The organism is Bradyrhizobium sp. BRP22, from assembly GCF_020194175.1.
Lineage (GTDB): Bacteria > Pseudomonadota > Alphaproteobacteria > Rhizobiales > Xanthobacteraceae > Bradyrhizobium.
Map to the genome: position 1 here is coordinate 18075 of NZ_JADYVX010000037.1, position 26340 is coordinate 44414.

Genomic DNA, 26340 nt, shown 5'->3' on the forward strand with positions numbered 1-26340 from the left:
TCAGGAATCGACCATGTTTGCATATCGGCGCTTGCGGCGTTCCGCCGCGCAAATCGGTGGAAAGATTTTAGCGAATTTGACGGCTTGAAAATGCCGCCAATCCCGTCAAATGTCCCGACATGAACGATGCACCGCATGTCTATGACGCAGTGGTCATCGGCGGCGGCCCCGCAGGGCTGACCGCCGCGATCGCGCTTGCGGATGCCGGGGCGAAGACCGCCCTGCTCGCCCGCCGCGCGTCCTATGCCGACAACCGCACCACGGCGCTGCTCGGCGCCTCCGTCGACCTGCTCGAGCGGCTGGATGTCTGGCGGCGGCTGGCCGACAAGGCCGCAGCGCTGAAGGTGATGCGGCTGGTCGATGATACCGGGCGCCTGATCCGGGCGCCCGAGGTGAGATTTGCTTCGGATGAGATCGGCCTCGAGCAGTTCGGCTTCAACGTCGACAACCGCTCGTTGATCGCGGCGCTGGAACAACGTGCAGCGGAACTGCCCGGTCTGACGCGCTTCGATGACGAGGCCGAGATCATCAATCCGGAAGAAGCCATCGTCACGATCCGGTCCGGCCGGGGCGAGCCGCTGGCGGCGCGGCTGGTGATCGGCGCCGACGGACGGCAGTCGCAGTCGCGCGAGGCGGCCGGCATCGAAATCAGCCGACGCGACCTCAAGCAGTCGGCCGTGACCTTCAACCTCACCCACGCCCGCCCGCACAAGAACATCTCGACCGAATTCCACACGCCGCAGGGCCCGGTCGTATTCGTGCCCCTGCCCGGCAACCGCTGCAGCGTGGTCTGGGTTTGCTCGACCGCGGAAGCCGAGCGGCTGATGGCGCTCACCGATGCGGAGCTGTCCGAGTCCGCCGAGAAGCAGTCGCATTCGATTTTCGGCCGCGTCGAGGTTGAACCTGGGCGCAATCTGTTTCCACTCGCGATCGAACAGCCCAGGCAGTTCGCCAGGAACCGGATCGCGCTGGTCGGCGAATCCGCCCATGTGGTGCCGCCGATCGGGGCGCAGGGTCTTAACCTGGGGCTGCGTGATGCCACCGATATCGCCAGGCTCGCCGGCGAAGCGCTCGCGCATGGCGAGGACCCCGGCTCGCCGCAGGTGTTGGCGCGCTACCACTCGGCGCGGCGGAGCGATGTCCTGAGCCGGACCTTCGTCATCGATCTCGCCAACCGCTCCTTGCTCAGCGATTTCCTCCCCATGCAGTCGATCCGCGCCGCCGGCATGCATCTGATCGGATCGATCGGCCCGCTGCGGCGGCTCGCCATGCGCGAGGGGCTCGCGCCGTCATGGCGGCAAGTCGGCTGAGCTCTCCTACGGAAAACTCAGCCGTCCCGTCTGCAGCAACCACATCACGCTGGTGAGCGTCACCACCGAGGCAAACGTGCCGAGCAGCACGGCAACCGAGGCCGGCTTGACCCAGCTGTCGTTCTGCCGCGCGATGACAAATACATTCAACGCCGGCGGCAGCGAGGCCATCAGCACCGCGGTCGCGGCCCAAGGCTGCGCGAAGGGGCCGAACAGCAGCATCAAACCGAACGCGAGCAGCGGATGGATCAGGAGCTTGACGGCAATCACGCCCGGCACGTCCCACGGAATCCGATCGAGCGGCCGCAGCGCCACCGTGACGCCGAGCACGAACAGCGCCACCGGCGCCGCCGCGTTCTGCAGGAACAATAGCGTGTTATCCAGCGCAACCGGAAAACGCAGGTGCAGGCCGGCGGCGAGCGCACCGAAGCACGCGGCCATGATCAGCGGGTTCAGCACGATCTGGCGCGCGACCACCCCGAGCGCATGCAGGAGCGACGGATGGTCGCGGTCCGTCAGTTCGATCAACAGCGGCACGATCGAGAACAGGAAGATGCTGTCGCAGCAGAAGATCAGCGCGGTCGGCGCCGCCGCCTTCGGCCCCAGCACTGCGAGCGCCAGGCCCGGGCCCATGTAGCCGATATTGCCGTAGGCGCCGGAGAGCCCCGCGAGCGTCGCCTCCCGCAGCGACAGCCGCCCCAACAACTTGGCGACCAGCATGGCCAGGAAGAAGGCGAGCACTGTTCCGAGCGTGGTCGCAATGAGGAACGGAGGATTGTTGAGCTCCGAGAACGGCGTCTTCGACATGATGCCGAACAGCAGTGCCGGCAGGGAGACGTAGAGCAGGAAGAAATTCATCCAGGCGAGCCCGGATTCGGGCAGGGCCTTGGCTTTTCCGCAGGCGAAACCGATGAAGATCAGGCCGAAATACGGCAGCGCAAGATTGAGGACGTCGACCACGGAAGGCGTCTCTTCGAGGGTTTTCCAGAGGAAATGCCGGAAAATCGGGCAGGCAGCGAAAGGTTAATTCGCGCGCTTGCCCCTAGCATCGGCCGCGATCATGGTCTATCGACGAGCTATGATAAAAGCGCGTACCGCCAAGTTCCAGATTGGGCAGATCGTCCGCCACCGGGTGTTCTCCTTCCGGGGGGTGATCTTCGACATCGATCCGGAGTTCAACAACACCGAGGAATGGTGGCTGTCGATCCCGGAAGAGGTGCGACCGAACAAGGACCAGCCCTTCTATCACCTGCTCGCCGAGAATGCGGAGACCGAATACGTCGCCTACGTCTCCGAGCAGAACCTTTTGCCCGACAATTCCGGCGAACCGATCCGACACTCCCAGGTGGCCGAGATCTTCATTCAGGACAAATCCGGCGGCTACCGCCCGCGCAACCCCTCGCTGAACTAGCTCGCGCACCGTAGATGCCGTACTGCACCGCGGCAAAGCGGATTGGATGTCTTCTGTAACAAAAAGGCGCTCCTCCCGGAGCGCCTTTTGTTCATTCGCAGAACCCTGCCGTTACTTCGCCGGAGGCGCGTTGGAAACACCCGTCGCCGGCGGATTGGCCTCGAGCTTCTTGCGGGCCTCTTCCGCGCGCTTCTGCAGCTCTTCCTGCAGCTTCTTCTGGTTCTCCTCGAACACCTTCGGGTCGGTCGGCGGGCCGTCATAGGCTTTGGCGAACTCGTTCACAAGCGGCAGCGGCAGCGTCAGCGGCGCGCCGTTGGCGTTGATCGCCTGCACCACCAGGTTCTGGCCCTTCTTCAAATTGTTGAGCAACTCGGGGGTCGCTTCATAATCTGACATGCAGCCATTGGCGAAGCAGATCACATAGGGCGCCTGCTGCGGCGGGTTGTTGTCGACGATGATGCGGGTGCCATGCACGAGCTGCATGCCGAGCGGCAGCGTCACGCGCAGGATCTTCTTCGGCTCACCCTCAGGCTCGATGATCACGGCGGCGATCACCGGCTGGCCGGACTCGATGCGGCCGTCCTTGCCCGTGAAGCAGACCTGCTTGGCGTTGGCATCCTGGCCCTTGAGGCAGAACTTGGTCCAGGGCGCATAGATCAGCTGGACCTGCTGATCCTGGGGTGGCTGCTGCGGCTGGCCTTGCGCGGCCGGCGCGCCCTGCGCGGGCGGCTGGCCCTGGGCTGCCGGCGCGGGCGCCTTGGGGGCAGCCTTCGGCGCCGCCTTGGGCGCGGCCTTCGGTGCCGCCGGCGCAGCCGGGGCCGCCGGCTGCTGGGCTCCCGCCTCGGGAACAAGCACGGCGGCGGACAGTGCTGTCGCTGTCAAGGCGGCGAAAATTCGCCCACGCGGCCGTGCCGACGCGGCCAAGATACGGAAATTCATTGCGGAAAACCCTTTCTCAACGGCGGCGCCCGAAACCGCAGCAGGCACCGACACCTAGCCGTTTGGGGCGGCTGTCTCCTAGTCAATTGAGGCGGATACGTGACAGGCGTTGCCGCTCTGGTCAATTGCACGCCTTCAATACAGCGGCAGACGAAAAGATCAATGCCGACAAGCATGTTTGCCCCAACGTCACGGCGAGTTGCAAGGTCCTGTGATAAAGCTCGTTCCGTGAAATTTCGCGAATCAGATCGACGCGTTCCTCGGCGCGTTTCCTGGGTTGCATTTCGGCGTGGCGCCCTCGCCGCGCTGGGTTTCGGCATCGCCCTCGCAGTGGTCGGGACAACCCCGGTGCGCGCGGCGGAAAGCTACGCCATCGCCATGCACGGTGTGCCTGCCCTGCCCGCCGATTTCAGCCATATGCCCTACGCCAATCCCGATGCACCCAAGGGCGGCCGGCTGACCTGGGGCATTCTCGGGACCTTCGACAGCCTGAACCCGCTGATCGTTCGGGGCCTCGCCGTGCAGCAGATCAGGGGCTTCGTCGTCGAGAGCCTGCTGGCGCGGGGCAATGACGAGCCGTTCACGCTCTACGGCCTGCTCGCCAGGACGGTCGAGACCGACGATGCGAGAAGCTATGTCACCTTCCATCTCGATCCCCGCGCCCGCTTTTCCGACGGCAAGCCGGTCAGGGCCGAGGACGTGCTGTTCTCCTGGGCGCTGTTGCGCGACCACGGCCGTCCCAACCATCGGCAGTATTATGCGAAGGTCGCGAAGGCCGATTCTCCCGACCCGCTCACCGTGCGCTTCGACCTCTCAGGCGCCAATGACCGCGAACTGCCGCTGATCCTCGGACTGATGCCGGTATTGCCGAAACACGCGGTCGATCCCTCAACCTTCGAGGACACCACGATGACCGGCCCGATCGGCTCGGGTCCTTATCGCGTCGGCGCGGTGAAGCCGGGCGCGAGCGTCGCGCTGGTGCGCAATCCGGATTATTGGGGCCGCGATCTCCCGGTCAATCGCGGGCTCTACAATTTCGACGAGATCCGGCTCGATTTCTACCGCGAGGCCAATGGCCAGTTCGAAGCCTTCAAGCGCGGCCTCTATGATTTCCGCCTCGAGGCCGAGCCTCTGCGCTGGCACGAAGGCTATGATTTTCCCGCCGCCCGCGACGGCGAGGTGATCCGCGACACTATCAAGACCGGGATGCCGCAGCCTTCCGAATTCCTGGTGTTCAACACCCGCCGTCCGCTGTTTGCAGACGTCCGCGTGCGGAAGGCGCTGACGCTCCTGTTCGATTTCGAATGGATCAACCGCAATTACTTCTTTGGCCTCTATGCCCGCAGCGGCAGCTTCTTCGCCGGCTCGGAACTCTCCGCCTATGGCCGCCCCGCCGACGAACGCGAACGAGAATTGCTGCAGCGGGCGAGCGCACATGTTGCGCCGGACATTCTCGACGGCAGTTATCACCTGCCGGTCAGCGACGGCTCGGGCCGCGACCGCGCGGCGCTTCGTAGCGCTCTCGCGCTGCTGTCGGAGGCAGGCTACGAACTCAATGGCACGGTGCTCCGCAACCGCGCGACCAAGGCCCCGTTTGCCTTCGAGATCCTGGTGACGACCCGCGACCAGGAACGGATCGCGCTCGCCTACCAGCGTGACCTCAAGCGTGCCGGCATCGAGGCGCGGGTGCGCGCGGTGGATCCGGTCCAGTTCGATCAGCGCCGGCTCGGCTATGAGTTCGACATGCTCCAGAATCGCTGGGATCAATCACTCTCGCCCGGCAACGAGCAGTCGTTCTATTGGGGCAGCCAGGCCGCCGACATTCCCGGTACCAGGAATTACATGGGCGCCAAGGATCCCGCCATCGACGCCCTGATCGCCGCGCTTTTGGAGGCGCGGGAACGCCCCGCCTTCGTTTCGGCGGTACGGGCGCTGGACCGCACGCTGATGTCCGGCTTCTACGCTATTCCGGTGTTTAACGTCGCGGAGCAATGGATCGCGCGCTGGAATCGGATAGAACGGCCGGAGCGCACTGCCCTGACCGGCTACCTGCCGGAAACCTGGTGGCAGAAGCCAGAGCCGCAACCGAAGTAGCCGCCTGCCGATGCAACCGACATTGACCCCGTGACCCAGCCCGCTTCGCCCACGCTCGATTCGCTGTTCAAGCGCGTGCTGGCGCGGCAGCCGGACGCGCTGGCGCTGGTCGATCCGCTCAACAAGGAGCGCATCACCGGCCAGACGCGCAAGCGATTGACCTATGCGCAGGCCGACCGCGCGATCTCGGCGATCGCAGCGCACTTCATCGAAGCGGGGTTGCCGGCCAATTCCGTGCTGGCGGTGCAATTGCCGAACACGGTCGAGTTCGCCTTGACGGTACTGGCCGCCCATCGCTGCGGCCTCGTGGTCGCGCCGATGCCGCTGCTCTGGCGCCACGCCGAGCTCACCGCTGCACTGAACCGCACCGCGGCGCGCGCGATCGTGACGACAAGCCGGATCGACGGCGTCATGTATGCCGACGTCGCGATGAACGCGGCGGCGGAGGCGTTCTCGATCCGTCATGTCTGCGGGTTCGGCAGCGACCTTCCCGAAGGCATGGCCTCGCTCGACCAGGCCATCTTGCGGGAATCCGCGACCACGCGGTCGGTGATCCAGGACGGCCGCAAGGCCTCGCTGATCTCCTTCGATGTGACCGCCGATGGCTTTCGCCCGGTGCCGCGCGCGCATTTCGCCCTGATCGCCGGCGGACTTGCGATGTCGCTGGAGAGCGACGTGCCGCAGGGCGCAACCATCATGTCAACTTTTGCCCCGATGTCCTTCGCAGGCCTAGCGTCTTCGCTTGCGGTCTGGCTGCTCACCGGCGGCACCTTGGTGCTGCACCACCCGTTCGATGAAGAGGTGCTGCAGACCCAGATCAACGATCATGCCTGCGACACGCTGGTTGCGCCGGCGCCTCTGGCGCTGCGACTGGCCGAACTCGACCTCGACGCCAGCATGCCGAGCTTGCGAAACGTGATCGGGCTGTGGCGGGCGCCCGAACAGATCGCTTCCAGCGCATCCTGGATCGCCCAGCGGGCGACGTTGACGGACGTCTATCTGTTTGGCGAAGCTGGTCTGTTCGGCGCGCGCCGGACTGCCGAGGACGGCTCGCCGGCGCCGATCACGCCAGGCCCGCATGGCGCCCCGCGCGATGTCCCGGGCACCTCGATTGCCGGCGAGATCCTGCTGACGCCCACGGGAACGCTCGGTCTGCGCGGGCCGATGGTACCGGCTGCGGCCTATGCGCCACCACAACGGCCGAACGACTCGTTGATCGAGCCTGCGCCACGCGATTACGTCGATACCGAATATGCTGCGCGGCTCGACCGTTCGACTGGTGCCATCAATATCACTGCCCCGCCGTCCGGCATCATGGCGGTGGGCGGTTACCGCTTTCTCGCCAACGACCTGCAGGAATGGTCGCGCCGGCTCGGACAGGGCGCGCTGCTCACCGCGCTGCCCGACCGCCTCGCCGGCCATCGCCTTGCCGGGCGCGCGCAGGACAATGCACGCGCCCGCAACGCCATGGCAGAACTCGGTCTCAACCCATTGATGGTCGAAGCCTTTCGCGATCGGACCGGCGGCATCTAGGCGAACCCGGCGCGCAGCGTTGACGCTGCATTAAGCGGCGGCAACTAGCATCGCGGCCAAAGCTTCCGCCCGATCCGAGTTGCCAAATGCCCCAGCAAGGCCCGATCCTGATTGCCTCGACCACGGGTCGGCCGGCCTTTGCGCGCGCGCTCGATGAGGCCAGGCTGTTTCCAGTGGTCGAGACCACATGGGCCGATGCCGCGCGTGCCATTGCCCAGGTGCAGCCGGCCGCCGTGATCGCTGCGGCTTCGACCGCAGACGAAGCTGGACTTGCTGAACTGGCCGCGGCGGTCGGGCCGCGCCAGCCCTATCTGCCGCTGGTCGCCGTCGATCCGGAGGTGGCGTTGCCCGACAATGCCATTCCGTTCTTTCACGCCCAGGGACATTCCAGCCGCCTGCTCGCGCGTCTCAACGCGGTGCTGCGCATCCGCTCGCTGCATTCCACCGTGATGCGCCGGCTGGTGCCGCCCTCGCCGATCCTGCTTTCGGATATCGATACCAGCCGCGACGCGACCGTGCTGCTGATCGGCCGCGGCGGCGCCTACCCGGCGCTCTCGGTCGTGCTGGGCGAGCGCTGCGGCGTGGTCGGCGCGCTCAGCATCGAGGCGGCCGCCAAGCATCTCAATTCCCGCGACGTTGACGGCATCGTGCTCGGCGAAGGATTCACGCTGCGGGTAATCGATGCTTTCCTCACGGTGCTCGCTGAGGACGCGCGCTTTCGCAACCTCCCGGTCGTGGTGACGCCGGACGGGCTCGCTCCGAGCTATGACTTGCCGCATCTCGAGCTGGTCGCGGGCGAGCCCGCCGATGTCGCCGCGATCGCGCTGCCCCTGGTGCGCCAGCATGCGTTCGAAGTGCATTTGAGCCGGACGCTGCGCGCTATCGATGCCGAGGGCCTGATCGATGCGCGCACCGGCCTGCTCACCCGTACCGCCTTCGAACGCGATTTCGCGACCGCCGTCTATCAGACCGTCGAGCGCGGCGGCGCGTTGAGCGTGGCCCGCTTCGCCTTCGATCCCGCTCATCCCCGCGCGCAGTTCGATGGCGCGCGTATCATCAGCCGCCTGATGCGGCAGATGGATTTCGGCGCGGCCCAGGACGACGGATCGGTCATCGTCGCCTTCGCCGGCGCCGACCTGCGCAATGCGCACGCGATCGCGCGGCGCCTCTCCAGCGTCATGCGCCACACCAGCCACGGCAAGCGGGACATGCGCGCTGATCCCAGCGTGAGCGTCGCAACGCTGCTGCCGAGCGATACGGCGAAATCGCTGCTCGCGCGGCTACATGACGAGGCCCATCGCGCGGCGTCGTAGCGGTGCACCGCGAAATGCGGCTTTTGGGCCATTCTGGACGTCGGCGCGGCCTCCAATCCCGCTTGTGACCGCACTCCGAAAAAGGGGTAAAATAGGCCCCCGGGGTCACATGCGAGGAGCGACAACATGACCCTACAAATCCGAGAGGTAGTTCCCACCAGGATCGAATGGCGTGTCTTTGCGATCATGGGCAACACGATGCCGCCCCGAGATCCTGATGACGACGAAGAGGACGAGGACGACGACCAAGACGACGAAGAGAACGGAGCCGACGAACCGCCGGTCGTGCGCGAGCCGGACGAAGGCTAAGCAGCAGGCTTCAGGATTGGCATAGCCCGAGATTTTGGAGAGCGTGATCCCCTACATGCGGCACGCTGCCGGATCCGACGGCTCTTCCAATCCCGAGTGCACCGGCCAGACATCGAACGAACGTCGGTTTCGGCGGAGCAAGCTCTCGGCATTCACTGATGGAGACGAGCATGACCCTCATATGGCTTGGCGTGCTCCTTGTTTTCGGCGGCGTGCTCCAGATGGCCTTTCAGCCAATCTGGCGCGGCCGATTGAGCGGCGGAAGGCGGCTTCGCTCCGGGCGCGACACGCTAGAACCTGAAAGGCCGGGCAGCGGCTTCGAATTCAAATCGAACTGGCCCGGACTTGTGCTGGTCGCGCTCGGCGGCGCTTTCCTGCTGGCTGGAGCCGCCGTCTGAGTTGAAACAACCTCGCACGCGCCGCCGCTCTTGACGCGGAGCAAGCCTCCTCGCCTACACAGAAGCAGGCGCAGGCCAGCCAACGAGCTTCGTCGGACACCACCGAGCCATTCTCCTGGCGATGCGTCCCTCGCGATCCTCGGCGCTGTAATCGCGTGCCTCGGGCGCGCGCGTGAACAGTGCACGGTCATCGAGAGTATCGACGTTGACGACGCTCCACACCCGGCCGTCGACGGTCAAGGTCATTGCAACATAGACGCCGCACCGTCGGCAGATGATTTGATCGGAGGTCTTAAGGCCGAACGAGTAGCGTTGAAGCTGCTGCGGATCGGCAGCCGTCAATGTCACCTGCGCCTTGGGATCGGAGAAAGCCCTGGCATTGTGCTTGCGGCAAAACGAACATTGGCATGCGCCAATCACCTGCTCACTCGGCTGCCGGTCGGTCGTCAGCTCGACACGAATGGCACCGCAGTGACACTGACCCTTGAAGAGCATTTGTCAGTCCCTTCTTCAAAGTCCCACGTCAACGCATCGGAACGGTCGACATATGTTGGACCGCTTTGGGCGCGGCTGCCAAGCCGCATGCCGTGGTCAGTCGGAAACTGGTGTGATGCCGGCGCCGATCTCATTGAAGCCGTTGGCGTCGAGATGAACCCGCTCGCAAAGCTTACTCCGGCCGATCGGTCGCGGCTGGCGTTCCCTTCGCTGACGCCGCGCCAGATCGAGGTGGCGTCGTGGATTGCGCCGTGCAAGTCGAACGACGAGATCGCAGGCATCCTCGACGTCGGGGTCGACGCGATCAAGGCGCATATCAAAGCGATCAACAGCAAGATCGATTCTGACAGCCGCCGTGCGGCCATCGTCATCGCGCACACCACGCCACCTTTCGCCGATCTGCCGCCGTTATGGAAGCTTGGCCTTGAGGCGTGGGGCGGCCGGCGCAGCCCTGATCGTCTTCGTCAGTAGCAGCGCGTGATGTTGACGGTGTGCTCTCCGCCGCCGCGCCCGGGCACTGTCACGGTCTCGGCGGGGCAACTCGACACGTAGGGACGATCGGAAGGAGCGACCATCGGCGGGTAGCGATGGGCCCAATCCCAGGGAACATCATAGGTGTAGGTGTAGCGGAAATCGCCGGAGACAGATTGCGGAACCTCGGCGATGGCTTCGCGAGCCGTCGGCGCGTCGAGATAACCCGCTGCGCCCGGCCAGAAGCCACCAACGCCAACAAAGCCTCGCCGATGTGGCCGGAACGCAGGGCCGACCGATGGACGCGCAACGGGCGGAGCCGAAGCAACTCCCGCGCGCGGTGCTCCTCCCGACCTCGCGGATGCATCGTTCGCAGCGAACAGGAGCGCTGCTGCGCCGACAGACGCGATCAACGCGCCGAACATTCGATAGCTCATGGTACGCACCAACTCGCCGGTTACGGAGCCGCACTCGGCGCACGCTAGGCCGACGCCAATGCGCCGGCAAACACACAGTTAACTGGTAGTTAAGCAGTAATCTTAACAGGGCGCCATTGTCTCAAAACATTGAGATCACGAACCGCCAAGCGCGATCCTATGCCGCCTTCTTGTCCTCGGCGAGATTGGCCAATTGCCGCAGGATTTCCGTTGTGCCTGCAAGCCGTTCTTCCGGAGTCTTCCATTCCTGGAAGAACACGACCTTCATGTCGGGGCGCACCTTCGCGGCCTGGCCATGCTGGCGGATGAAGGCAACCAGGCGGTCGGGCTGGGCAAAGGCATTGTCGCGGAACGAGATCACGGCGCCCTTTGGACCGGCGTCGACCTTCTCGGCATTGGCTCTACGGCAATAGGCCTTGATCGTGGCCACCTTGAACAGATAGCGCACCTCGTCCGGCAGCACGCCGAAGCGGTCGCGCATCTCGGCCGCGAAATTGTCGATCTCCTCCTCGGTGTCGAGATCGGCGAGCCGCCGGTACAGCGACAGCCGCACCGCGAGATCGTTGACGTAATCCTCGGGAATGAGCACGGGCATGCCGATCGTGATCTGCGGCGACCAGCGGTCGGCGGCGGGCTCGGCGACGCCGGCCTTGAGATTGACGATCGCCTCCTCCAGCATCGACTGATAAAGCTCGAAGCCGACTTCCTTGATGTGGCCGGACTGCTCCTCGCCGAGCAGGTTGCCGGCGCCGCGGATGTCGAGGTCGTGGGAGGCGAGCTGAAAGCCCGCGCCGAGCGTTTCCAGCGATTGCAGCACCTTGAGCCGCCGCTCCGCCTGCGGCGTGATCTTCTGCTGCGCCGGCAGCGTGAACAGCGCGTAGGCGCGCAGCTTCGAGCGCCCGACCCGGCCGCGGAGCTGATAGAGCTGGGCAAGGCCGAACATGTCGGCGCGGTGCACGATCAGCGTGTTGGCATTGGGGATATCCAGCCCGGACTCGACGATCGTGGTCGACAGCAGGATGTCGTACTTGCCGTCGTAGAACGCGGACATGATGTCCTCGATCACGGTCGGCGGCATCTGGCCGTGCGCGACCGCGACCTTCATCTCCGGCACGTTTTTGTCCAGGAAATCCTTCACGCTCGCGAGATCTTCGATCCGCGGCACCACATAGAACGCCTGCCCGCCGCGATAGCGCTCGCGCAAGAGCGCCTCGCGGATCATCAGGGGATCATGCGGCGCAACGAAGGTGCGCACCGCGAGCCGGTCGACCGGGGGCGAGGCAATGATCGAGAGCTCGCGCACGCCGGTCAGCGCCAGTTGCAGCGTCCGCGGGATCGGCGTCGCCGACAGCGTCAGCACATGGACCTGCGCCCGCAATTGCTTCAGCCGTTCCTTGTGGCCGACGCCGAAATGCTGTTCCTCGTCGACGATCAGGAGGCCGAGGTCCTTGAACTTGATCGACTTGCCGAGCAGCGCGTGGGTACCCACGACGACATCGACGCTGCCGTCAGCGAGCCCCTTCTTGACCTGCGTCAGCTCCTTCGCCGGGATCAGCCGCGAGGCTTGGGCGACGTTGACCGGGAAGCCGCGGAAACGCTCGGCAAAGGTCTTGCTGTGCTGGCGTGCCAGCAGCGTGGTCGGCACCACGACCGCGACCTGTTTGCCGTCGAGCGCGACCGCAAACGCCGCGCGCAGCGCCACTTCGGTCTTGCCGAAGCCGACGTCGCCGCAGATCAGCCGGTCCATGGGACGGCCGCTTTCCAGATCCTTCAGCGTGGAAGTGATCGCGCCGAGCTGGTCCTCGGTCTCCTCATAGGGGAAGCGCGCGCAGAACTCGTCATAGACATGCGGCTGCACCGGCATCTTCGGCGCTTCATGCAGCATCCGCTCCGCGGCGATCTTGATCAATTCGCCCGCAATCTCGCGGATGCGGTTCTTCAGCTTCGCCTTGCGCGCCTGCCAGCCCGTGCCGCCGAGGCGATCGAGCTCGACATTGGCGCCGTCGGAGCCGTAACGTGACAACAGCTCGATGTTCTCGACCGGCAGGAAGAGCTTTGTCTCCGCCGCATAGTGCAATTCGAGACAATCATGCGGTGCGCCGGAAACTTCGAGCGTCTGCAGGCCAACGAAGCGGCCGATGCCGTGCTCGACATGGACGACGAGATCGCCGGCCGACAGGCTCGTGACTTCCGAGATGAAGTTGTCGAGCTTGCGATGCGCCTTGCGCGGCCGCACCAGGCGGTCGCCCAGGATGTCCTGCTCGCTGATGACGGCGACATCGTCGGTCTCGAAGCCCGATTCCATGCCGAGCACGGCGAGCATCGCCTCGTTGCGCGGGGTGGCCTGCACCATGCGCCAGGTATTGACGTTGGTGACGTTGTGCAGCCTGTGGTCGCTCAGCATCGAGCCCATGCGGTCGCGCGAGCCTTCGCTCCACAGCGCGATCACGACCTTCTTGCGCTGGGCCTGCAGGGCCTGCACATGGGCGACCACAGCCTGGAACACGTTGACCGAGGTATCGGCGCGTTCCGGCGCGAAATTGCGACCCTGCCGCGCTCCCGCATCGAACACCTCGGTGCTGCCTTCCGGCACGGCGAACGGCGTCAGCCGCGCCAGCGCGCCGTCATTCAACAGCTTGGTCCATTCCGCTTCGGTCAGATAGAGCCGGTCCGGCGGCAATGGCTTGTAGATCGCGCCGCCACCGGGATGCTCCATCGCCTCGCGGCGGGCATCGTAATAGTCAATGATCTGCTTGAAGCGTTCGCGCGCGGCGTCCTCGCCCTGCGGCTCGATTGCAACAGGTGCGTCATCGAGATAGTCGAACAGCGTGTCCATCCGCTCCTGGAACAGCGGCAGCCAGTGCTCCATGCCGGGATGGCGGCGGCCTTCGGTGACGGCCTCATAGAGCGCGTCATCGCGCTCCGGCGCGCCGAAAGCGGCGACATAGCCCATGCGGAAGCGGCGGATGGTCTCCGTGGTGAGCTGGAATTCCGAAACCGGAACGAGGTCGAGCCCACGCATGTCCAGGAGCGTACGCTGGGTCTCGGCATCGAAGGTGCGGATCGACTCCAGCGAGTCGCCGAAGAAATCGAACCGCACGGGCTGGTCGAGCCCGGCGGGAAACAAATCGAGAATGCCGCCGCGCACCGCATATTCGCCGGGCTCGCGCACGGTTGACGACCGCATATAGCCATTGTGCTCGAGCCAGGCGACGATCGAATCCATCGGCACGACGTGGCCCGGCGCAACCGACAGCGCCTGCGCCGCCACCACCTCGCGCGCGGGCACCCGCTGGACGATGGCGTTCACGGTCGTCAGCACGATCAGCGGCTTGTCACTGCCGGCAAGCCGCGACAATCGCGCCAGCGTGGTCAGACGCTGCGCCAGGATGCCGCCATGCGGCGAGACGCGGTCATAGGGCTGGCAATCCCAGGCCGGGAACTGCATCACGGCCAGATCGGGCGCGAAGAACTCCAGCGCGCGGGCAAGCTGCTGCATCCGCGGCCCGTCGCGGCACACCACGGCAAGGCTGACCGCCGGCCGCTTCGGCTTCGCCGCGATCGCGCGCGCGAGATCGGCGATGACCAGCCCCTCTGCCCCCTCGGCGACATTGGCAAAGGTCACCGCGCGGCCGGGGGCCAGCAGTGCGGCGGGCGATTTGACTTGTTGCTTCATACGTCGTGTTCCACCGCGCGAAACGCCTTGATGCGGGCAAACAGCGCGCCGGTCCCTTCCAGCGGCCTGTCGCCGGTCAGCGCGGCATAAAGGTCGGGATCGGGCAACTCGAGCAGGTGCTCCAGTTCGGACAGTTCGGTGTCCGAGAGATTGCCGATTTCGGCGTCTGCGAAGCGGCCGAGGATGAGGTCCATCTCGCGGGTGCCACGATGCCAGCAGCGAAACAATAGCCGCTTGCGGCGGTTGTCGAGCCCGCCGCTCGACCGTGTCGTTCCCGTCATGTCGCCAAATCCATCCGAACGCCAAAAGCCCGGACGTGCCGGGCGGGGGTGATATAGCGACTGACTTGACGAATGTCAGCCCTTCTTGTTCCCGGATTTATCAACTGCCCGCGTCATTGCCGGGCTTGACGACACGCGGCTGCGTGATGACGGATGCACCGATGCGCCCTGCCCTGCTCAATCCCCTGTTTGCGCCGGTCACGAGCCTGTCGGGCGTCGGGCCGAAGCAGGATAAGCTGTTACGCTATCTGCTCGACCGCAGCGAGACGCCGCGGCTGGTCGATCTCCTGCTGCATCTGCCCGCAAGCGTGATCGACCGCCGCGCGCGGCCGAAGATCCGCGACGCGGTTCCGGGCACGGTGGTGACCCTGGAGGTGACCATCGACCGCCATCGCCCCGCCCCTCCGCGCAGTTCGCGCGCGCCCTATCTCGTCTATGCCAGCGACGACACCGGCGACGTCGTGCTGACTTTCTTCCGCGCGCAGCCGGGCTATGTCGAAAAGCTTCTTCCGGTCGGCGCCAAGCGCTACGTCTCCGGCACCTTGCAGATGTATGACGGCATCCCGCAGATCGTGCATCCCGACCGCGTCGTCGATGAGGAAGGCTTTGCAAAACTTTCCGGTATCGATCCGGTCTATCCGCTGACCGAAGGGCTTGCGATCGGCTCGCTCCGCCGCGCGATCGCGCAGGCGCTGCAGAAGCTCCCCGCATTGCCGGAATGGATCAGCCCTGAGGTGCTGCGCCGCTGCAGCTTTCCGCCGATCGCCGAAGCGCTGCAGCGCGTCCATGTGCCGGCCGAACTGACCGACATCCTGCCTGACGGCCTGTTCTGGTCGCGCCTCGCATTCGACGAGCTGCTCGCCGGGCAATTGGCGCTGGCGCTGATCCGCGCGCAGCTCCGCCGCCCTGCCGGCGACCGCAATGCCGGCGATGGCCATCTGCGCCACAGGATCATCGACGCGCTGCCCTATGCCCTGACCGCCTCGCAGCGCGACGCAATGGCGGCGATCGCGGAAGATCTGCGCCAGCCGGTGCGCATGCTGCGCCTGCTGCAGGGCGACGTCGGGTCCGGCAAGACCGTCGTGGCGCTGCTCGCGGCCGCCGCCGTCGCCGAAGTCGGCAAGCAGGCCGCGCTGATGGCGCCGACCGAAATCCTGGCGCGGCAGCACATCAAGACCATCGCCCCGCTTGCCGAGCGCGCCGGTCTTCGTGTCGCGATCCTCACCGGACGCGAGAAGGGCAAGGAGCGGCGCGAACTGCTCGCCCGGCTCGAGGCCGGCGAGATTGACCTGTTGGTCGGCACGCATGCGCTGATCCAGGACGACGTGATCTTCAAGTCGCTGGCGCTTGCGATCGTCGATGAGCAGCATCGCTTCGGCGTCCGCGAGCGGCTGGCGCTGACATCGAAAGGCGAAGCTGTCGACGTGCTGGTGCTCAGCGCTACGCCGATCCCGCGCACGCTGGTGCTCACCTATTTCGGCGACATGGACATCTCCGAACTGCGCGAGAAACCGGCGGGCCGCCAGCCGATCGACACCCGCACCGTACCGGCGAGCCGCATCAGCGATGTCATCGACGCCGTCGGCCGCGCGCTGAAGGCCGGCAAGCTGGTCTACTGGATTTGCCCGCTGGTGGAGGAATCCGAAGCCGAAGGCACCGAGCATCTCACCAACGCGACCAAACGGTTCGAAAGCCTGCAGAAGCGTTTTGGCGACCGCGTCGGCCTGGTCCACGGCCAGATGAAGGGCGCGGAGAAGGACGCCGTGATGGCGCAATTCGCCGCGCATGAGATCACGCTGCTGGTCGCCACCACGGTGGTCGAGGTCGGCGTCGACGTGCCGGCGGCGAGCATCATGGTGATCGAGAACGCCGAACGTTTCGGGCTTGCGCAACTGCATCAATTGCGCGGCCGGATCGGGCGCGGCTCCGAAGCTTCGACCTGCCTGCTGCTCTACCAGGAGCCGCTCGGCGAGATCGCCAAAGCGCGGCTGAAAGTGATCCGCGAAACCACCGACGGCTTCCGCATCGCCGAGGAGGACCTGAACCTGCGCGGCGAAGGCGACGTGCTCGGCATCCGCCAGAGCGGCCTGCCCGGCTACCGTATCGCGCGGCCCGAGGTGCACGGCCAGTTGATCGCGCAGGCCCGCGAGGAGGCGCTGCGCACCATGAAGGATAATCCCAAGCTGAAAGGCGAGCGCGGCGAAGCCCTGCGCTGCCTGCTCTATCTCTTCGAACGCGACGAAGCGATCCCGCTGATCGGCGCGGGCTGACGCACCTCCGTCATTGCGAGCGTCAGCGAAGCAATCCATTGTCACCGCGCGTTCGGAGAGATGGATTGCTTCGTCGCTTCGCTCCTCGCAATGACGGGGATGCGCCTTAGTCCTTCTTCTTGCAGCTCTCGGCGAATGCTTTCAGCTTCGCCACGTCCGTGCCCGCGCCGTTGGCGTCGGCGGCGATGTGCTCGAACAGCCTGGCGAATCCCTCGTAGACGAGACCCGCTGGATGATCGGGGCCAAGGAACGCCGCGATCTCGCGCATCTCGGCGACCCAGCGGTAGGCCTTCGGCACCATGTCCGGCAGCGCATTGCCGAGCCGCGCCAGGATATGCGGCTGGCTCAGCGCCAGTTCGTCGCGCAACGCCTCGGCGGCGCCCGCGCGCGTGGCCGCCAGCACCATGGCGGCGCCGACGGCTGTCAATCCCTTGTTGATGCCGGCATACGACATTTTCAGCGCGGACGCCGCGCCGATGGGTCCTTCGACCACGCGCAAATCGAGGCCGAGCTGCTTCAGCACGGCGACGTCTGGCGCATGCTCGCCGGAGACATAAAACGCCGGCCCGCCACTGCCCGGTTTCGGCGGCAAGCCGATGATCGCGCCGTCGACAAAGCGCGCGCCGGAGGAAGCAATAACCTCGCCGACTTTCTGCACCGTCTCGACGTTGACGGCGTTGCAATCGACGACGACAGGCGTGGTCCGGTATTTCACGATATCGGCGGCCAGCTTTTCGGCCAGCGCGATCGCCTCCGCGGGCGGCACGATCGAAAGGATGATATCTGCACCGGCAATATCTGCGTCGTCAGCCGCGACCATGCCGGCGGCAGCGGCTCGTTTGACGCTCGCTTCGCTCCGTCTGCCGAGCGAAGTCAGGACGCGTGCGCCATGCTCGGCCAGGCGTTGCGCCACCGCGCTGCCCATGGCGCCTGGCGCGAGGATCGCGATCGTATTGGACATGATGGATCCTGAAGGGTTCGGGCAGATCGCACTTTGTAGAACGATCCGCCGGCGAACACGAGTTCGCCTCACCTTCAAAATCAGGAGAGCCCTATTCCACTTTTGCAGGCGCGGGCTTGGTCTGCAGCGTGGAGGCGGAGTTGGCGATCCGGGCGGCGTTGGCCACCCCGGCGAGCGCAGCGACGCGCTTTGCATCGCCGGAGCCGGGCTGCACGACGCCGGCGGACATGATCAATGTCGCGGCGTCCTCGGCGGTCATCTCGACCTCGATGATCTTGCTCTTCGGCACGTAGAAGAAGAAGCCGGTAGTCGGGTTCGGCGAGCATGGCAGGAACACCGAGATGTGCTCCTCCTGCCCTGGAAGGCTCGCTGCGATGTTGGCGCTCGGCGATTGCGAGATCAGGACGATCGACCACATGCCCGGCGAGGGAAATTCGACCAGGCCGACGCGGCGGAAGCTCGATCCGTTGCCCGAGAACAGCGTCTCGAACACCTGCTTGAGGCCACGATAGATCGCGCGCACCGCCGGGATCCGGCCAAGCAGCCGCTCGCCGAGATCGACCAGCGTCCGCCCGATCAGATTGGCGGTGAGGAAGCCGAGCAGCGTCAGCGCGACCACCGCAACCACCAGCCCGGAACCGGGCACGCCGAACGGCAGATAGGTTTCGGGACGATAGGCCGAAGGCACGAATGGCCGCACCAGGCCGTCGACCCAGGTCACGAACCACCAGGTCAGATACAGCGTGATGGCTACCGGCCCCGTAACGACCAGCCCGGTCAGGAAATAGTTTCGGAAGCGGGCCATCAGGCCGCGCGGGTCGTCTGCCGAGGGTTCGTCCGGGGGCGGGATCGGAGGCGATTTGTCGGGGCTCATTAGGGTTCCAGGTCGCGAGGCGCAGCCAGAATCTGCCAGCTAAGCCATCCTAGCAGGTTTTTGAAGGGCCAATGTAATCCCGGCGGTTGCGGCTATTCGACCGTAACGGACTTCGCGAGGTTACGCGGCTGGTCGACGTCGGTGCCCATGACCACGGCAGTATGATACGCGAGGAGCTGCACCGGAATGGCATAGACTATCGGCGTAAACGCCGCCGCCATGTCCGGTAGCACGATCGTGACCAGGGACTCGATGGTCGCCTCCGCCGCTCCCTTGGCGTCGGTCATCAGGATGATGCCGCCGCCGCGGGCCGCAACTTCCTGCATGTTGGAGACGGTCTTCTCGAACACCTTGTCGAACGGCGCGATCACCACGACCGGCACGTTCTCGTCGATCAGCGCAATGGGGCCATGCTTGAGCTCGCCGGCGGCATAGCCCTCGGCGTGGATATAGGAGATCTCCTTCAGCTTCAGCGCGCCCTCAAGCGCGAGCGGATAGCTGGTGCCGCGGCCGAGATAGAGCACGTCGCGCGACTTGGAGATTTCGCGCGCGAGCTTCTCGATCTGCGGCTCCGTGGTCAGCGCCGCCGCAATCAGGCGGGGAATCTCGACGAGGCCGTGCACAAGCTTGGCTTCGTCCGCATCGGACAGTTCGCCGCGCGCCTTGCCGGCCGCAACCGCGAGCGCCGCCAGCACCATGAGCTGGCAGGTGAAGGCCTTGGTCGAGGCGACGCCGATTTCGGGGCCGGCCAGCGTCTGCAGCACGGTCTCGCTCTCGCGCGCGATCGTCGAGGTCGGCACGTTCACCACCGAAATCGTATGCGCGCCCTGCTCTTTCGCGTAACGCAACGCGGCCAGCGTGTCGGCGGTCTCGCCGGATTGCGAGATGAAGATCGCAAGGTCACCCTTGCGCAGGGGCGCCTCGCGGTATCGGAATTCGGAAGCGATATCGATCTCGACCGGCAGGCGCGAGAACCGCTCCAGCCAGTATTTCGCGACATAGCCCGCGTAGTTCGCGGTGCCGCAGGCGGAGATCGAGACGCGCTGGATATCGTTGAAATCGAACGGCAGCTTGACCGGCAACGTCACCCGCTCGGTCGCCATGTCGATATAGCGGGCGAGCGTGTGGCCGACCACTTCCGGCTGCTCGTGGATCTCCTTGGCCATGAAATGGCGGTAATTCGCCTTGTCGACCAGGAATGCCGATGCGCCGGATTTCAGCACGTCGCGGTTGGCGACCGCGCCATGCTCGTCATAGATCACGCCAACCTCGCGCGACAGCACCACCCAGTCACCGTCATCGAGATAGCTGATCGTATCCGTGAACGGCGCCAGCGCGATCGCATCCGATCCCAGATACATTTCGCCGTCACCGTGCCCCACCGCGAGCGGCGAGCCTTTGCGGGCGCCGATCAGGAGATCATCGTGGCCCTTGAACAGGAACGCCAGCGCGAACGCGCCGCGGAGCTGCCGCAGCGACGCCTTCACCGCCTCCTGCGGCGAATGGCCCTTCAGGAGATAGGAATTGACGAGATGTGCGACGACCTCGGTGTCGGTCTCGCTTGCGAATTTCGCGCCCTGCTTCTCGAGCTGCTGGCGCAATTCGCGAAAGTTCTCGATGATGCCGTTGTGGACGACAGCGACATTCTCGGTCGCATGCGGATGCGCGTTGCCCTCGGTCGGCCGGCCATGTGTCGCCCAGCGCGTATGCCCGATGCCGGTGTGGCCCGCGAGCGGCTCGGCGCGCAACCGCGCTTCCAGGTTCTTCAGCTTCCCTTCGGCGCGCCGGCGCACCAGATGATCGCCTTCAAGCGTGGCGACCCCGGCAGAATCATAGCCCCGATATTCGAGCCGCTTCAGCGAGTCGACCAGTTGCTCCGCGACGGGAGCCGTTCCGAGAATTCCGATAATGCCGCACATGCGGATGAAAATCCCCAAATCGCCGAAAATTTGCCAAACCGACGACACGCTCCCTTAACGGGAAACGCGGGCAGCAACAAACTCAATAATTATTGCGGATTGTCATTCCGTTAACCTGCTAAGCGCTGTCAAGCCCTGCTTTTCCTTGCAGTTAAGCTAATGATTTTACTGACATTTTCGTCGATTTGGACTATACTGGCTGTCGCGATCAGGCGCTGCCTGTCACCGCATTGTACTCAACTTACACTCAATAATTGTTTGCGTTCAGAACAATGTCACGTCGCATCGAACGGATCGATTTCACGGATTTCAAAATCCGGAGCCTCAAGCCCGCGCACAAGCCGGACAAGGATGGCAAGCCTATAGTCGTCGCCAAAGACTATTATGACGACCGTGTGAGAGGCCTCATCCTGCGCGTCAATCCCGAGGGAACCGTGACCTGGCGCGTCATGTGGTACCTCTCCGATGGGCGGACGCGCGTTACGAAGCTCGGCCGCTATCCCGTGATGAGCATCGCGCAGGCTCGGGACAAAGCGATCGACTTCCTCCGTGATCCCCAGAAGGCGCTGGCCGAGGATGTTCCCTCCCTGTTTCAGGACGTCGCCGAGACCTTCATCACGAAGCACGTCAAGGAAGGCGGCTTGCTGACAGGCGACGTCATGGAGCAGCGCATCCGCAAGCATCTGATCCCTGCCTTCCGGGATCAGGAGTTCGCGCTCGTCCGGCGCGCGAGCCTCGTCAAGCACCTTGACGATACGATCAAGAGCCCGTCGATGCGCGACGCCATTCTGACGATCTTCCGGACGATGGCTAACTACTATGCGCTCAACCTCGATCCGACCGAAGAGTATGTGAACCCCGTGATCCGGGGGATGGCGAAATACGATAAGCGCGCCCGAACCCGCATCCTCTCCGATGAGGAGATCGTTGTCCTGTGGCGCGTGACGGCGGAAATGGGGACGTTTGGGGCGCTCTGTCGTTTCCTGCTTCTCACAGGCCAGCGGAGGGAGAAGACGAACCAGTTCGAGTGGGAGCATCTGCGCGACGGCGTTTGGCATCTTCCCGTCATCAAGGGCGCAAAAGGCCATCCGGCCGAGATCAAGCTCCCTCCGCTAGCGCTCGAGATCGCCGAGGCGCAGCCCGAAATCTATAAATGCCCGTTCGTCTTCGCCGCGGCGCGTGGAAAGGGGGCGTTCAACGCATGGGGCCAGATGACGGAGGCATTGCAGGACAGAATGCGTCAGCATCTTCCGCATATGCGGCCTTTCACCATTCATGATCTGCGGCGCACCTTCCGGACGAAGCTGGATACGCTGAAACCCGCGATACCGTTTGAAGTGAAGGAGCACGCGATCGGGCATGCCGTCGGCTCGAAGGTCTCGCGGACTTACTCCCACTACGACTTCCTCCCCGAGATCGCGCAGGCTGTAGCCGCGCTCAACAGCTACGTGTCGAACCTCGTCAATCCGCCGCCTGCGAATGTCGTCCGTCTCAGGACCAAACGTAGTCGCCAGAACTGACATCCGATCGCTCCAGCAACGGGGCAGCACAGGGGCGATTTCTCGACGTCCCCCTGTCCGGAGCCCCTCCTTCCTCGAAAACGCTCCCCTGGCCCTCCGTACTGGCCGACAATCGCCCTCCGGACGCACGGAGGACAGGATGTCCGTCCATCGACGTATTGCGCCTGCTGTCAATTCGTGCAGAATATTGACAGGCCACATGAGTGGCGACGCCGGGGGGAAGTTCCCGGCCTCTCGTTGTTAGCGCTCGTGCTTACAAAGCTCAGGCAACAACCAGTAACCATCGCAAGCTCGTCCATCGCTGGGCGAGATGCGGTAGCTATTGGATTGTTGCCATGGAGTATTCGAAGAAGCCCGCCTGCAAGACCGTTCAAGCCCCTCCCCCACGTCCTCTAAGTCCAGATGCCCAGCTCTGCGATCGGATGCAGGCTGCGCAGTTGCTCGGCGTGTCCTACTCATCCATCCGCAATCTAGAGCGACGCGGCAAGCTCAAGGGCCGCAAGCTGACAGAAGCGAAACATTCGCGATGGATGTTCGCCGTCACTGACGTTCTCGCCCTCGCGCAAGTCAACAAAGTTAGTCGGCTTCTCCCCGATCTCGGCTCCGTCATCGTCGTGAACGGCAAGACCTATCGCGAGGTCGTTGACGAGGCATCCGCCTGAAAGAAAGAGGCCCCCACGTTTTCATCCGACGCGGGGGCCTCGAAAACATCACGAACGCAGACCGTCCAAAGTCCAGCTCATGAAACGAGCGATCACCGCTGAAGAGATCGTCGATGTCGAGAATAATATCTGCTGCCCCTACACAGAACAAGCCTCCGAAAATCGCGCTGTTCGCGCCCTATATCGACAGCATCGAGGTATCCACGCCTCACTGGCTCCGTCCGGAACTGATGTCATGCGTCCGCGCGAATTGCGGAAGCATGAAGCCCGATGAGGTCTACGACAGGCTCGATCCCAAGAGGGTCCGGAGACATCTCCTCAAGATCAATCAGCCGTCGCGGCTCTGCATCGAACTGCTTCAGCGCTATAAGCTGCACGATCCCAAACTATCGGTCTATCGCGTTCATCCCGCATTCGACGTCATCACCATCTATGATGCCTTGGCGCGAGAGGACGTCGCCGAAGTACTGACGAAGCTCGTGCATCTGCGATACCGCAGAGGCAAGGACGAACTGCACTACGAGGAAGGCAGCCTATATTCGATCCGTACCAGAGGCCGGAAATCACGCCCATATCGCAACACGATCTTCTACGACGGAAAACACTCGAAGATCACTGGCGAGCTCGACGCAATCCATTTGGAGATCAGATTGGAAAGGAAGCGGTCTGTTCAAGCCGCGGGGATCGAGGAGCCTGCCGATCTCCTCAAGATCAAGCCCATCGAAATCGTCGCAAAGCAAATCGTCGTAAAAGATATCCGGAACATGCTCAAAAAGATCACGCTACGCGGGATCAAGCTCACATGCGCAGATTATCCGGACGTAGACCGCAAACACATTGAAAGGCGCATTCGCGCAATCTACGGCAGGATCGGTCTGGATCACGCATCCATCTTTGCACGACGTTATCCGAAGCAGTTTGAACGTCTGAAGCATTGGGATTGCATGGACGTTGAAGAAGGCTGGAATTGGGCTTCGCCGGATTTGCAGTGTGATGACAAAGTGGGGGAATTGCGTTGTTTGTTACCCCCTACGTCATTCAAGCCGAAGGTACAGCGTGAAAGACTGTAGCGTTTGAAAGAACCGATCTTCTCCGAATGTTTAATGTCCTCTGCTGCAACCTGTAGTAAGATTACGCGACTTATGGCGAGTCGGGGGGCACACAATTGGAACGTATCAATCCATTCTCTTTCTACGAATTTGGCAAAGAGATACAAGCGCTCATCGCACTGCAAGGAAACGTCTCGACCCAGCACCTATTCTGGCCGTTATTCCAAGTTCGCGGCAAACTACAGGCGCTCCTAGTTGGAAAGCCAATCCCAGTTGGTATCTCGGCGGGTAAAGTTCGAAGTGCCCTAGAGAGCATCGACGCGATCTTCGATGCCCGCTTTCAGACAAAAGGCGCAGACGGCGCGCCTGTGTTTCGTATGCCGGACCCTAGCGATGAGCCGGTCGTTGTATGGCAAATGGATTGGGTCAGAAGAACCGTCGCAGAATTCGAAACGGTGTTCGCCGAAGAAATGCGGGAAACTGCCACGTACTTCGTACCACGTCGAGGCATCTATCACACCCCTGCTCTCGTAGACGAGGCAGACGGCACTTTCCCCGCCGAGCTTCAGCCTATTATTCCGCAGAAAGCAAAGGATGATTGGAAGGCGGCTGGACGCTGCCTAGCGTTCAATTTGCTTTCCGCGTCGGGATTTCACGTGGCTCGTGCAGTCGAAGCTTGTCTGGAGTCGTACTATCAATTGTTCAGTGGTAAGCCCGGCGCAACACTCCACGGCTGGAAAGCATACATCGACGCTCTGCAAAAAATCGCCGACAACAAGCCTACCCCGTGCCCATCAAAGAAGACGCTTACCGAACTCGATCAAATGCGGGAGGACTACCGCAATCCAATTGTACATCCGCGCGTCGTACTCACCGAAAGTGATGCACGGATGCTTTTCGCCAATGGGGAGAGCCTGATTATCGCGATGGCGCAAGAGATGGCAGACGCGGCGGCCGGTGTTCAGCCGGCGCTTGTCCTCGAAGGCGGAAGTGACACCAGGACGATAGAGCCACCTGATGCATCGAAGTTTCCCAAGTTGGCACAGAAAAGCACGGCGGATGCATAAGCCAGTCGAGGAAGAATGCAGAGCTGATCGGATGAAGAGATGCTAGACTGGATACGCGATGTCTTCTCGGGACTTGCGTTGTGCGTCTCGGCATTGAGCCTCTACATTTCGTGGCGGACAGCGCAAAAATCGAACGTTAATGCTTGGGTCGATATTGTCCCAACCCAAGAGCGTGAATGGCACCTTGCAACCCTGACCGTAAAGAACCCGTCACATCTCGATATTGCGGTAATGAAGGTCAGCATCAGCCTGCCTGATTTTAGGCTTGCCGACATGAATGACGTGCTCGTTGACGACGGCTACGGCAACCGTGTCCTGCCCGCGACGATCAAGCTAAATCCTCAATCCCTGCTGCTCAGCTTCGATAGCCTTTCAGTCGCTGCTGGCGGAACGACGACAAAACAGTTCCTTATATTTCAACCTGCTCATAACGCGAAGAAGATCGCGACCGTCACGGTGGCGTACTCGACTAAAGAGCCCAAGCCGAAATGGCGCAGCTTGCCAGTCAGAGTTGTTACCCGATCATCGCTCTAGGAAGTTGCTGACTTGAGTGAGTCGCTAAGAATGGCCAGTGCTTAACGCCCGGATGCATCCAGCATAGGGCGCAGCGATGCAGGACCGGGGGCCAGAGATCGTCTGCACATCGAAACGCCGCTCCATGACGCTCCTACCCGCTGCAATCGGCATCCTAGGGACAGAGATTTCCCCTGCAAATCCGTCCAGACCTAGTCAGGACAGCAATCGGCGCCTATCCTGCCGCTCCCTCGCGACATCAAACCGAGGGAAATCCCAACATGCTCGACAATCGAAACGACTACTCCTTTGCGGGACCGGGAGCGAAGCGACGCCGTGTCCGTCTCGAAGAAATCCCGCAGAAGATTGAACGGAGCAAACACTGGCGTCCCTACCAGGGAGCACCGAAATCGGAAAAACGCAAAGAAAAGGAACTGAAAAAATCGGAGCAGTACGAGAATGCGCGCGGCGTCGTGGAACGGATCAGAGCACTTGTTCTCGATCACGATCTGAGTGCGCTCGACATTGAGGCCCAATTGAAACGCGATGGGTATCCGGCAACGGTCATCATGATTTCAAGTGTGCGAAGCCACATGATCCAGAGCATCAAGCTCCTGATAGACGCGGGTCTGATCGACAGGCGAGACCTCAAGCGCCACAGGAGCAGGATGAAATCACGCAGATGAAGTGTGAAGCCTAAGCATGATGTGATTTCTGGCATCCGATTTGTCAGGATCGAATACATCCAAAATTTGGTGGCGGCCACGCACTCATCTTCATTTCTATTAAGTGCTCAACACCTGAAATCGGGAGTGAGGCGTCACACGATTGTCCCCCG

Annotated in this window: 23 protein-coding genes; 15 read left to right on the forward strand and 8 right to left on the reverse strand. The window is 63.4% G+C overall.

The genetic code is table 11. The features are described 5' to 3' along the window. Positions 1-119 precede the first annotated feature (119 nt). Positions 120-1310, forward strand: a complete 1191-nt coding sequence (locus I6F35_RS32165; protein ID WP_225121655.1) for a UbiH/UbiF family hydroxylase — start codon at positions 120-122, stop codon at positions 1308-1310. 6 nt (positions 1311-1316) lie between these two features. Here the strand turns inward: I6F35_RS32165 and I6F35_RS32170 are convergent, their stop codons facing one another. Next, a complete protein-coding gene (locus I6F35_RS32170) occupies positions 1317-2270 on the reverse strand; it encodes an AEC family transporter (RefSeq protein WP_225121656.1) in 954 nt (317 codons plus the stop codon). 118 nt (positions 2271-2388) lie between these two features. Between I6F35_RS32170 and hspQ the strand changes: the two genes are divergently transcribed. After that, a complete protein-coding gene (gene hspQ, locus I6F35_RS32175) occupies positions 2389-2721 on the forward strand; it encodes a heat shock protein HspQ (protein ID WP_225121657.1) in 333 nt (110 codons plus the stop codon). Between the two features lie 111 nt (positions 2722-2832). On the opposite strand, the gene I6F35_RS32180 is transcribed toward hspQ, so the two are convergent. Continuing rightward, the gene (locus I6F35_RS32180; RefSeq protein WP_225121658.1) at positions 2833-3660 is read right to left on the reverse strand and encodes an invasion associated locus B family protein; all 828 of its coding nucleotides are present in this window, start codon (positions 3658-3660) and stop codon (positions 2833-2835) included. 378 nt (positions 3661-4038) lie between these two features. On the opposite strand from I6F35_RS32180, the gene I6F35_RS32185 reads away from it, so the two are divergent. From I6F35_RS32185 to I6F35_RS32215, 6 genes are all read left to right on the forward strand, one after another. Beyond that, positions 4039-5754, forward strand: coding sequence for an extracellular solute-binding protein (locus tag I6F35_RS32185; protein WP_225121709.1), 1716 nt, complete (start codon positions 4039-4041; stop codon positions 5752-5754). Positions 5755-5784: 30 nt separating this feature from the next. Continuing rightward, positions 5785-7287: a class I adenylate-forming enzyme family protein gene (locus I6F35_RS32190; RefSeq protein WP_225121659.1), complete on the forward strand. Its 1503-nt coding sequence runs from the start codon at positions 5785-5787 to the stop codon at positions 7285-7287. 86 nt (positions 7288-7373) lie between these two features. After that, the gene (locus I6F35_RS32195; protein ID WP_225121660.1) at positions 7374-8600 is read left to right on the forward strand and encodes a GGDEF domain-containing protein; all 1227 of its coding nucleotides are present in this window, start codon (positions 7374-7376) and stop codon (positions 8598-8600) included. Positions 8601-8726: 126 nt separating this feature from the next. Continuing rightward, positions 8727-8909, forward strand: a complete 183-nt coding sequence (locus tag I6F35_RS32200; protein ID WP_225121711.1) for a hypothetical protein — start codon at positions 8727-8729, stop codon at positions 8907-8909. 170 nt (positions 8910-9079) lie between these two features. Further along, positions 9080-9307: a hypothetical protein gene (locus I6F35_RS32205; RefSeq protein WP_225121661.1), complete on the forward strand. Its 228-nt coding sequence runs from the start codon at positions 9080-9082 to the stop codon at positions 9305-9307. Between the two features lie 312 nt (positions 9308-9619). After that, a complete protein-coding gene (locus I6F35_RS32215) occupies positions 9620-10273 on the forward strand; it encodes a helix-turn-helix transcriptional regulator (RefSeq protein ID WP_225121663.1) in 654 nt (217 codons plus the stop codon). Here I6F35_RS32215 and I6F35_RS32220 read toward each other — a convergent pair. The 3 genes from I6F35_RS32220 to I6F35_RS32230 form a co-directional block, all read right to left on the reverse strand. Continuing rightward, on the reverse strand, positions 10267-10710 hold the full coding sequence (locus I6F35_RS32220; RefSeq protein WP_225121664.1) for a hypothetical protein: 444 nt from the start codon (positions 10708-10710) through the stop codon (positions 10267-10269). The two genes, I6F35_RS32215 and I6F35_RS32220, sit on opposite strands and share 7 nt — an antisense overlap. A 157-nt stretch (positions 10711-10867) precedes the next feature. Beyond that, entirely contained in the window at positions 10868-14386 is a 3519-nt protein-coding gene (gene mfd / locus I6F35_RS32225) for a transcription-repair coupling factor (protein ID WP_225121665.1), read from the reverse strand. Next, the gene (locus tag I6F35_RS32230; RefSeq protein WP_225121666.1) at positions 14383-14667 is read right to left on the reverse strand and encodes a succinate dehydrogenase assembly factor 2; all 285 of its coding nucleotides are present in this window, start codon (positions 14665-14667) and stop codon (positions 14383-14385) included. Before I6F35_RS32230 ends, mfd begins: the two co-directional genes overlap by 4 nt. 161 nt (positions 14668-14828) lie before the next feature. Between I6F35_RS32230 and recG the strand changes: the two genes are divergently transcribed. Beyond that, entirely contained in the window at positions 14829-16937 is a 2109-nt protein-coding gene (gene recG / locus I6F35_RS32235; RefSeq protein ID WP_225121667.1) for an ATP-dependent DNA helicase RecG, read from the forward strand. Positions 16938-17043: 106 nt separating this feature from the next. Here recG and I6F35_RS32240 read toward each other — a convergent pair whose 3' ends face one another. From I6F35_RS32240 to glmS, 3 genes are all read right to left on the reverse strand, one after another. After that, on the reverse strand, positions 17044-17898 hold the full coding sequence (locus I6F35_RS32240) for an NAD(P)-dependent oxidoreductase (protein WP_225121668.1): 855 nt from the start codon (positions 17896-17898) through the stop codon (positions 17044-17046). A gap of 91 nt (positions 17899-17989) precedes the next feature. After that, entirely contained in the window at positions 17990-18772 is a 783-nt protein-coding gene (locus tag I6F35_RS32245) for a DUF502 domain-containing protein (RefSeq protein ID WP_225121669.1), read from the reverse strand. Between the two features lie 92 nt (positions 18773-18864). Beyond that, complete coding sequence (gene glmS, locus I6F35_RS32250; protein ID WP_225121670.1) at positions 18865-20691, reverse strand: glutamine--fructose-6-phosphate transaminase (isomerizing); 1827 nt, start codon at positions 20689-20691, stop codon at positions 18865-18867. Between the two features lie 272 nt (positions 20692-20963). On the opposite strand from glmS, the gene I6F35_RS32255 reads away from it, so the two are divergent. The 6 genes from I6F35_RS32255 to I6F35_RS32280 all read left to right on the forward strand — a co-directional run bounded on the left by I6F35_RS32255 (position 20964) and on the right by I6F35_RS32280 (position 26188). Next, entirely contained in the window at positions 20964-22211 is a 1248-nt protein-coding gene (locus I6F35_RS32255; RefSeq protein ID WP_225121671.1) for an integrase family protein, read from the forward strand. Positions 22212-22546: 335 nt separating this feature from the next. Next, positions 22547-22873 carry a helix-turn-helix domain-containing protein gene (locus I6F35_RS32260; RefSeq protein WP_225121672.1) on the forward strand — a complete coding sequence of 109 codons (327 nt, stop codon included), beginning with the start codon at positions 22547-22549 and terminating at the stop codon, positions 22871-22873. 113 nt (positions 22874-22986) lie between these two features. Next, on the forward strand, positions 22987-23943 hold the full coding sequence (locus tag I6F35_RS32265) for a hypothetical protein (protein ID WP_225121673.1): 957 nt from the start codon (positions 22987-22989) through the stop codon (positions 23941-23943). A gap of 95 nt (positions 23944-24038) precedes the next feature. Beyond that, positions 24039-24989 (forward strand): hypothetical protein, encoded by a 951-nt coding sequence (locus I6F35_RS32270; protein WP_225121674.1) that lies wholly within the window; start codon positions 24039-24041, stop codon positions 24987-24989. 39 nt (positions 24990-25028) lie between these two features. Continuing rightward, positions 25029-25523 (forward strand): hypothetical protein, encoded by a 495-nt coding sequence (locus tag I6F35_RS32275; RefSeq protein WP_225121675.1) that lies wholly within the window; start codon positions 25029-25031, stop codon positions 25521-25523. A gap of 260 nt (positions 25524-25783) precedes the next feature. Continuing rightward, positions 25784-26188, forward strand: coding sequence for a hypothetical protein (locus I6F35_RS32280; RefSeq protein ID WP_225121676.1), 405 nt, complete (start codon positions 25784-25786; stop codon positions 26186-26188). Positions 26189-26340 lie beyond the last annotated feature (152 nt).

Excerpts from the sequence above, each read along its gene's own strand:
- I6F35_RS32165 (WP_225121655.1), top strand. The coding sequence starts at position 120 with ATGAACGATGCACCGCATGTCTATGACGCAGTGGTCATCGGCGGCGGC.
- hspQ (WP_225121657.1), top strand. The coding sequence starts at position 2,389 with ATGATAAAAGCGCGTACCGCCAAGTTCCAGATTGGGCAGATCGTCCGC.
- I6F35_RS32180 (WP_225121658.1), bottom strand. The coding sequence starts at position 3,660 with ATGAATTTCCGTATCTTGGCCGCGTCGGCACGGCCGCGTGGGCGAATT.
- I6F35_RS32185 (WP_225121709.1), top strand. The coding sequence starts at position 4,039 with ATGCACGGTGTGCCTGCCCTGCCCGCCGATTTCAGCCATATGCCCTAC.
- I6F35_RS32195 (WP_225121660.1), top strand. The coding sequence starts at position 7,374 with ATGCCCCAGCAAGGCCCGATCCTGATTGCCTCGACCACGGGTCGGCCG.
- I6F35_RS32200 (WP_225121711.1), top strand. The coding sequence starts at position 8,727 with ATGACCCTACAAATCCGAGAGGTAGTTCCCACCAGGATCGAATGGCGT.
- I6F35_RS32205 (WP_225121661.1), top strand. The coding sequence starts at position 9,080 with ATGACCCTCATATGGCTTGGCGTGCTCCTTGTTTTCGGCGGCGTGCTC.
- I6F35_RS32220 (WP_225121664.1), bottom strand. The coding sequence starts at position 10,710 with ATGAGCTATCGAATGTTCGGCGCGTTGATCGCGTCTGTCGGCGCAGCA.
- mfd (WP_225121665.1), bottom strand. The coding sequence starts at position 14,386 with ATGAAGCAACAAGTCAAATCGCCCGCCGCACTGCTGGCCCCCGGCCGC.
- I6F35_RS32230 (WP_225121666.1), bottom strand. The coding sequence starts at position 14,667 with ATGACGGGAACGACACGGTCGAGCGGCGGGCTCGACAACCGCCGCAAG.
- recG (WP_225121667.1), top strand. The coding sequence starts at position 14,829 with ATGCGCCCTGCCCTGCTCAATCCCCTGTTTGCGCCGGTCACGAGCCTG.
- I6F35_RS32240 (WP_225121668.1), bottom strand. The coding sequence starts at position 17,898 with ATGTCCAATACGATCGCGATCCTCGCGCCAGGCGCCATGGGCAGCGCG.
- I6F35_RS32245 (WP_225121669.1), bottom strand. The coding sequence starts at position 18,772 with ATGAGCCCCGACAAATCGCCTCCGATCCCGCCCCCGGACGAACCCTCG.
- glmS (WP_225121670.1), bottom strand. The coding sequence starts at position 20,691 with ATGTGCGGCATTATCGGAATTCTCGGAACGGCTCCCGTCGCGGAGCAA.
- I6F35_RS32255 (WP_225121671.1), top strand. The coding sequence starts at position 20,964 with ATGTCACGTCGCATCGAACGGATCGATTTCACGGATTTCAAAATCCGG.
- I6F35_RS32260 (WP_225121672.1), top strand. The coding sequence starts at position 22,547 with ATGGAGTATTCGAAGAAGCCCGCCTGCAAGACCGTTCAAGCCCCTCCC.
- I6F35_RS32265 (WP_225121673.1), top strand. The coding sequence starts at position 22,987 with ATGTCGAGAATAATATCTGCTGCCCCTACACAGAACAAGCCTCCGAAA.
- I6F35_RS32275 (WP_225121675.1), top strand. The coding sequence starts at position 25,029 with ATGCTAGACTGGATACGCGATGTCTTCTCGGGACTTGCGTTGTGCGTC.
- I6F35_RS32280 (WP_225121676.1), top strand. The coding sequence starts at position 25,784 with ATGCTCGACAATCGAAACGACTACTCCTTTGCGGGACCGGGAGCGAAG.